This is a genomic window from Mycobacterium simiae (genome assembly GCF_008370645.1).
Taxonomy (GTDB): domain Bacteria; phylum Actinomycetota; class Actinomycetes; order Mycobacteriales; family Mycobacteriaceae; genus Mycobacterium; species Mycobacterium simiae_A.
The window spans coordinates 1-362 of record NZ_VTZN01000579.1; the positions used below are offsets into that span (position 1 = coordinate 1).

The 362-nt window shown below is 65.5% G+C and carries 1 protein-coding gene; it reads right to left on the reverse strand.

Going from position 1 to position 362, the window contains the following annotated elements; translation table 11 throughout:
* Nucleotides 1–362 (reverse strand): chlorite dismutase family protein (locus tag F0Q45_RS26970; RefSeq protein ID WP_149656698.1); only part of this gene is annotated, 362 nt, incomplete at both ends.

Sequence of the window (362 nt, forward strand, 5' to 3'; positions counted from 1 at the left end):
TGCGGCGACGCTCGTCATCGGGCAGCAGATACCACTCGTGGGACCGCACGAACGGATACACGCAGATGTAGGCGCCGGGCTCCTCGCCGGCCAGAAACGCCGGAATGTGGCTCTTGTTGAACTCCGCGGGCCGGTGCAGCCCAACGCTGCTCCACACCGGTGCGCACGCCCTCCCCAAGATGGTGGTCCGCCGAAAGTCGGCATAGGTTGCCTGCAGGGCTTCGACGCGTTCGGCGTGAGTCCAGATCATGAAGTCGGCATCTGCCCGTAAGCCCGCCACATCGTAGAGGCCGCGCACCGCCACGCCACGCTCTTCCTGCTGCTTGAAGAACATTGCGGCGTCATCGGTCACGGCATCGCGC